Origin of the sequence: Pseudomonas sp. NPDC089569, from assembly GCF_050280625.1 — a bacterium.
Lineage (GTDB): Bacteria > Pseudomonadota > Gammaproteobacteria > Pseudomonadales > Pseudomonadaceae > Aquipseudomonas.
The window spans coordinates 56,154-62,658 of record NZ_JBNNVQ010000027.1 but is presented as its reverse complement, the minus strand read 5'-3'; the positions used below and the strand labels follow the sequence as shown (position 1 = coordinate 62,658).

At 59.6% G+C, this 6,505-nt stretch carries 5 protein-coding genes; all 5 read right to left on the bottom strand.

All coding sequences use genetic code 11. The features are described 5' to 3' along the window. Positions 1–305: 305 nt before the first annotated feature. The 5 genes from ACQKP2_RS13905 to ACQKP2_RS13885 all read right to left on the bottom strand — a co-directional run bounded on the left by ACQKP2_RS13905 (position 306) and on the right by ACQKP2_RS13885 (position 6,384). Positions 306–1,796 carry an aldehyde dehydrogenase gene (locus ACQKP2_RS13905; RefSeq protein ID WP_427577196.1) on the bottom strand — a complete coding sequence of 497 codons (1,491 nt, stop codon included), beginning with the start codon at positions 1,794–1,796 and terminating at the stop codon, positions 306–308. Then, positions 1,789–2,700 (bottom strand): dihydrodipicolinate synthase family protein, encoded by a 912-nt coding sequence (locus tag ACQKP2_RS13900; RefSeq protein ID WP_427577195.1) that lies wholly within the window; start codon positions 2,698–2,700, stop codon positions 1,789–1,791. The genes ACQKP2_RS13905 and ACQKP2_RS13900 overlap by 8 nt, the downstream gene beginning before the upstream one ends. 30 nt (positions 2,701–2,730) lie before the next feature. Beyond that, positions 2,731–4,062, bottom strand: a complete 1,332-nt coding sequence (locus ACQKP2_RS13895; RefSeq protein WP_427577194.1) for an MFS transporter — start codon at positions 4,060–4,062, stop codon at positions 2,731–2,733. A gap of 173 nt (positions 4,063–4,235) precedes the next feature. After that, positions 4,236–5,555 carry an NAD(P)/FAD-dependent oxidoreductase gene (locus ACQKP2_RS13890; protein WP_427577192.1) on the bottom strand — a complete coding sequence of 440 codons (1,320 nt, stop codon included), beginning with the start codon at positions 5,553–5,555 and terminating at the stop codon, positions 4,236–4,238. Positions 5,556–5,661: 106 nt separating this feature from the next. After that, positions 5,662–6,384 carry a GntR family transcriptional regulator gene (locus ACQKP2_RS13885; RefSeq protein WP_427577191.1) on the bottom strand — a complete coding sequence of 241 codons (723 nt, stop codon included), beginning with the start codon at positions 6,382–6,384 and terminating at the stop codon, positions 5,662–5,664. Positions 6,385–6,505 lie beyond the last annotated feature (121 nt).

The window sequence follows — 6,505 nt, the reverse complement described above, 5'->3', positions numbered from 1 at the left end:
CTCCATAGCTACAACGGCTACCGATCGCCGGTAGCTATGGAGAAATTGGCGGCGTGAAAACCTTAACTGGTGTCCAGAATTACTTGACCAGTTCAGCCTCGCTCCTACGGGCGAAGGCGTTTTCAATGGCGCGGCATGACTTGAGGCCGCCTTCGCGGGCAAGCCTCGCTCCTACGGGCGAAGGCGTTTTCAATGGCACCGCATGGCTCGAGGCCGCCTTCGCGGGCAAGCCTCGCTCCTACGGGCGAAGGCGTTTTCAATCGCGCTGCATGACTCGAGGACGCCTTCGCGGGCCAGGCTTGCTCCTACGACGCGTCGATCCAGATTGTCTTGATCTCGGTGTACTGATCGTGCGCCCAGATCGATTTGTCGCGACCACCGAAGCCGGATTCCTTGTAGCCCCCGAATGGCGTGGACGCATCACCCTCGCCAAAACAGTTGACCGTTACCACGCCCGCGCGGATTTCCCGTGACAGCTTGATGGCGTTACGCAGGTTGTCGGTATAGACCGACGCTGCCAGGCCGTAGACCGAGTCATTGGCCAGGGCGATGGCCTGCTCTAGGGTGGTGAAGGTCGTAACGGCCAACACCGGGCCGAAGATCTCTTCCTGGAACAGGCGGCTTTGGGCGCTCACGTCATCGACCACCGTCGGCTCGACAAAGATGTCGCGCTCGGTGTTGCCACCGAAGACCACATTCAGCTTCTCGACGGCGGCGTGCTGCAGGTAGGAACGAACCTTCTCGAAATGCGCCTTGCTGACCATGGAACCGACGCGGTTTTGCGGGTCCAGCGGGCTGCCCATCTGCCATTCGCGCATGTGCACGCCGATGCGCTTCAACAGCTCGTCCTTGATGTCGGCATGGACAATCAGGCGCGAGGAGGCCGAGCAGTTCTCCCCCATGTTCCAGAAGGCGCCGTTGACCACATGGCTGGCGACCAGGTCCAGGTCTTCGACGTCGTTCATCACCACGGCCGGGTTCTTGCCGCCGCACTCGAGCACGATGCGCTTGAGGTTCGAATCGGCGGCGTAGTTGAGGAAGCGCCGACCGGTGGCCGTCGAACCGGTGAAGCTGACCATGGACACGTCCATGTGCCGCCCCAACGGTTCCCCAACTTCACTGCCGCCGCCGGACAATACGTTGAACACGCCGGCAGGCACGCCGGCCTGATGGGCAAGCTCGGCGACACGCAGGGCTGTCAGCGTGGTTTCCTTGGCCGGTTTGACGATGATCGAGCAGCCGGCGGCCAGGGACGGGCCGATTTTCCACGCCAGCATCAGCAGCGGAAAGTTCCACGGCAACACCAGGCCTACGACACCAATGGCCTCGCGCACCACCAGGGTCAAGGCGCCGGCGCCGACCGGTGCGGTGTTGTCGTAGATCTTGTCGATCAGCTCGGCGTGCCAGCGGATCGTGTGAATGGTTTCGGGAATGTCCGTGAGCTGGCATTCGCGAATGGGTTTGCCGCTGTCCAGGCTTTCCATGACCGCCAGCTCGTGGGCGTTCTGCTCCAACAGCTCGGTGAAACGCAACAGCACTTTCTTGCGCTCGCCGGGGCTCAGCTTGTGCCAGCGACCGTCATCGAACGCCTCCTTGGCCCTGGCCACGGCAAAGTCGACGTCTTGTGCATTGCACGCCGTGATCTCGGCCAGCACTTCATCGGTGGCCGGGTTGGTGGTGGTGAAGGTCTTGCCCGATACCGACCTGTACGGCGCGCCGTTGACGAAGGATTCGGTCGGGAACTTCAGTTTCTGCGCGATGGCGGCGTAGTCGGCCGCACTGAGAAGATCAGCCATTGTTCGAACTCCCGGTCACTTGCGCGACTTCGCGCTTGAGGGTGGCGATGATGTCTTTGAGGGCCTGCTTTTCGTGTTCGTACAGTGGTTGCAACGGCGACCGCACGCTGCCGGTGCGCAGGCCGTTGAGTTCGCAGCCGTACTTGATCGACTGGACGAACTTGCCGCTTTCCAGGAAGTCCATCAGCGGCATGAACGCGCTCATGATCCTGCGCCCCTTGTCGAAGTCCTTTTCGACCACGCAGGCTTCGTACAGCGCCACGTGTTCGCGGGGGATGAAGTTGGAACCAGCGCAGACCCAGCTGCGTGCACCCCAGGCAAAGAATTCCAGCGCCTGATCGTCCCAGCCGCAGGACAGGCTGATGTTCGGGTAGTTGCGCGCCAGCCTGTGCACTTGCGCCATGTCGCCGGAGCTTTCCTTGATGGCGACGATGTTTTTCGACTCGGACACCGCCTCGAAATACGCCTCGCCCATGTTCACGCCCATGCGTGCCGGGTAGTTGTAGAGCATGATCGGCAGGTCGGCGGCGCGGTCGACGGTCAGCGCGTGGATGGCGTTTTCCTTCTCGGTCGGCAGCGCATAGGGCGGCGAGCCGACCAGGATCGCATCGGCCTTGATCGCGCGGGCGGCCTTGGCGTATTCAACCGAGTCTTCGGTGCGGATGGCGCCGGTGCCGATCACCAGCGGCAATCGCCCGCCGATGACGTCCTTGGCCTGGGCGGCCAGTGCAATGCGTTCCTGGGCGGTGTGGGCGTAGTACTCGCCGGTCGAACCGCCGATGATGATGCCGTGTACCTTCGACTCGATCAGGTGTTCGAGGACCTCGGCAAATGCCGATGTGTCGATCTCGCCGTTCGCCGTCAGGGGAGTGATTGCCGGGGTATAAATGCCTTCGAACTTCATGATTGCCTCTCTATCGATATCAAGGATGGTTCAACTGCTCAACGCCGCCGCATCGCGCAGGTTCAGCGAGCGTGTTTCCGGGGCCATGGCCCATGCCGCGATCAGTCCGATAAAGGTGACCAGCGCCGCCACATACATGGTGTTGCCGATACCCAGTGTCTGAAGGGAAACAGGAACGAGGTAAGTGCCGACCGCCGCGCCGACACGGGACAGCGACGTGCCGATGCCGACGGCAAAGGCACGGATTTCCGTTGGAAAGAGTTCGTTGGGATAGACCAGTTGCAGGACCTGTGCCCCACCGATAAACACCGCATAGGCACCGAACAGGAACAGCACGAGCATTTCGTTGCCGTTGGAGAACACCGCCAGCATCAACAACGAAAGTCCTGACCAGAGAAAACTGTTGATCAGCATGCTGCGTCGCCCGATCACATTGATCAGCCTTGTTGCGAGTACGCAGCCCACTACGAACAACAAGGTAATGGCCATGGAGCCGTAGGAAGCCCACTCGCCTTTGAGATTCAACGCCAGCAGAACCTTGGGGGCAAAGGCATAAACGGCGAAGACCGGAATGATCGAGCACGACCAGAACACCGAGACAAAGAACAGCCGCTTGCCATAACCGGAACGCAGCAAGTCACCGAACGTCATTTTCTTTTCGTCTGGCTGCTCCGGCAGATCGCGCAGCGAATAGTTCGGGCCATAGACACGCTTGATCACTTGCTCGGCGTCGCGCTGGCGACCTTTGCTCAATAGCCAGCGGGCGGACTCCGGTGTGCCGATGCGCAGCAGCAACAGCACCAGGCCAATGACCGAGGCGCTTGCCAATGCATAGCGCCAGGCATCGTCGCCGCCCGTATTGAGAATGGCGTTACCGACGATGTAAGCGAAGGCCGCACCGGCAAACCAGAGGATGGTGAGGGCTGCGAGTCGCGGTCCGCGCTGTTTCTTTGGCAGGAACTCCACCAACAAGGAAGTGGCCACCGGATATTCGATGCCCACCGCCAGACCGATAATGAACCTGAAGGCAAATAAAGCTACGGCCGACTCAACCCACAATTGCGCCAGCGAACAAACAATGAATAACGACGGGCCGATAAAATAAACGGTCTTGCGGCCTAACTTGTCGGTCAGCCAGCCACCGATAAAACCGCCAAAGAACACGCCCATCAACGCCGATGCCGCAATCATCCCCTGCCAGAACTCGCTCAGGTTCAATGCCGTTGTAACTTGCATCATGGCAATGCCGATAATGCTCAATACATAACCGTCGATAAACGACCCGCCTCCCGAACGGGCCGTCAATAAACGGTGAAAGTTATTCAGAGGAACATCCTCGATGGATGTATTAGGACTTGTCATTATTGTCTCCCGTTTCGCCTCGTTCATTCGAATAACGCAAACGCAAACCCGAATTCCGGGCAAACGAAAGCCGTCTTGATCGGAAACAGTCCACCGCCGTGGATAAACCCACGGAGCCGGAAACTTCCGGTCAATCGTTTGAATTCGAACTATCTATAACGCGTGTTACTTGATCAGCTTTCCTTTCCTGCGCGGCATTGGCCCCACATCAGGTTCATGTTCACGCCGGCCGACAGAATCGGCTCGGGCGGGTTTCTGTTCGGTCCCGGAGAAGCCAACAGAAAATCGATCAGAGGGTTGCGTTTGCCTGCCAGCCAGTCCGCCAGCAAGGTGCCCGTCACCGTACCCCGCGTGACCCCGAGCCCGTTGCAGCACAACGCGCCGTAAACGTTGTCGGCCAATTGGCCGAAATGCGCCATGTGGTTGCGGGACATCGCCAGCGAACCGCCCCAGGTGTACTCGAAGCCAACGTCGGGGAGCATCGGGAATCGGCGCTCGAAGGATTCCTTGTGCCGTTGATTGAAGCGCTGCAGGTATTTGGCATGGCTGCGGCCGTCGGCATTGAAGCTGAAGCTGTTGCGCACCAGCAGGCGGTTGTCCGGGGTCCGGCGCAGGGTGGTGCCGAATGGATCGGCGGGAATCACCCCCCAGTAAGGCCGCCCGCCCAGGCGCGCCTGTTCTTCCTGCGTCAACGGCCGGGTCAGGCTGGCGTAGGTGAAAATCGGCAGCATGCGGCCTTTGAGGAAGCCGAAGCTCATGGCGAACGCGTTGTTGGTCAGCAGCAACTTGTCGGCAACGATGCGGCCGAACTTGTGAGTGAGGATGGTCTTGTCGCCATACTCCACCTCGGTAATGGGAGTGTTTTCGTACAGTGTGACGTTGGCCGGCAGGCTGTCTGCCAGCCCCTTGACCAGCGCAGCCGGCTGGATGAGCGCAGTGCCAGGGGTAAACAGGGCCTTGCGATAGAAGTGGGTGCCGATGTGATCGGGCAAGTCTTTCTGCTCGATCATCTCGTAATCCTGACCGAGCTTGTCCAGCCCACGGCGATAGGCATCCAGCACCGCAATGCCGCGATCCTCAATGGCCGCCTGATACTTGCCGCACATGCTGAACTGGCATTGAATCCGGTGCTTTTCCACCAGGCTTTTAAGGATCGATTGTCCGGTCAGGTTCAACTCCATGCTGATCCTGGCCGTCTTGATATCGCCGATGTAATCGTCGGCACCGATATCGTGCGGCAGGTCGATGGCGAAGCCGGCGTTTCTACCGGAAGCACCGTAACCGACTTCCTGGGCCTCGATCAGGACGATCTCGTCATCCGGAAAATTCAGTGCCAGTTGCCGAGCCGCTGCCAGCCCGGTGAACCCGGCTCCCACCACCACCCAACGCGCCGAACGAATACCGGTGTGAGACGCACGCGCCACCCTGGGTGGACTCAGGTGGAACCAGCCGCAAGTGGAGTCGTCTGCGGGTGTGTATCTGATCTTTGCCATTTTCGTGACCTGGGTTCTTTTATCGTTGTAATCCCTGAAAGCGTCCCTTGTGCACGATCCCGTCACGGTGCGAGTGCTGGTTCTGCCAGTGCAACCGGCCTTGCTTTCAGTAGTTGAGTGCCACTTCCAATCCTTCCGGCGCGGCGTATTCGGACATCCGTCGACGGGACAGCTCCAGATGCGCGCGCACGATATCCCCGGCCAGAACCGGATCATTGTTTTCAATGGCGCTGATCATTTCGTCGTGCTGCCCGGCCGCCAGCTCCAGGTCTTCCTGCATGTCGGCGGTTGTCGGGTGGCGATAGAAAATCTTGCCCAGCCGTGCGTGATCGATCAGCAGGCGCTGCAAGCTCGGCATCAGGTAGGCGTTGTGCGCCATCCTGCCGATTTGCAGGTGGAATTCGTCGTTGTAGAGCACGCGCTTCTCGACATCCTTTTCTTCGATGGCGGTGCGGAAAAGCGCCTGGATACGCTTGAGTTCGGCAATCTCGGCAGCCGTTGCGTGGGTCGCGGCCAATTGCGTGGTGGCGATGTAGATCAGTGGCGCGGCAAGGAAAAAGCTGCGCAGCGATTGATAGTTCATCGAAGAAACCCGCGCTGCGCGGTTGGCTTCCAGATCGATGTAACCCTCGGCCGCCATTTGCCGCATCAGTTCACGAACCGGTGGACGGGACAGCCCGAACTCGTCGCACAAGGCCAGCTCATCCACGACGGCGCCGGGTGCCAGCTCCATGCTCAGGATCCGGCGCCGCAGCGCTTCGCCCAACACGGCTTTGCGGTCGACAGGCAAATCGCTGGAAACCTGCTGATCGAGTTCTTTTGTAGCCATCTTCAGAAACCTTCGTACGGGTGAGTGAGCACTGTCTACTACCTGTATTCGAACTATAAAACAACGTTATTCTTTGTGTCTACAATTAAAATACACAAAAGAAACAGGGCTCAATGGCAGG

Coding starts and splice junctions, on each gene's coding strand:
- ACQKP2_RS13900 (WP_427577195.1), bottom strand. CDS start 2,700: ATGAAGTTCGAAGGCATTTATACCCCGGCAATCACTCCCCTGACGGCG.
- ACQKP2_RS13895 (WP_427577194.1), bottom strand. CDS start 4,062: ATGACAAGTCCTAATACATCCATCGAGGATGTTCCTCTGAATAACTTT.
- ACQKP2_RS13905 (WP_427577196.1), bottom strand. CDS start 1,796: ATGGCTGATCTTCTCAGTGCGGCCGACTACGCCGCCATCGCGCAGAAA.
- ACQKP2_RS13890 (WP_427577192.1), bottom strand. CDS start 5,555: ATGGCAAAGATCAGATACACACCCGCAGACGACTCCACTTGCGGCTGG.
- ACQKP2_RS13885 (WP_427577191.1), bottom strand. CDS start 6,384: ATGGCTACAAAAGAACTCGATCAGCAGGTTTCCAGCGATTTGCCTGTC.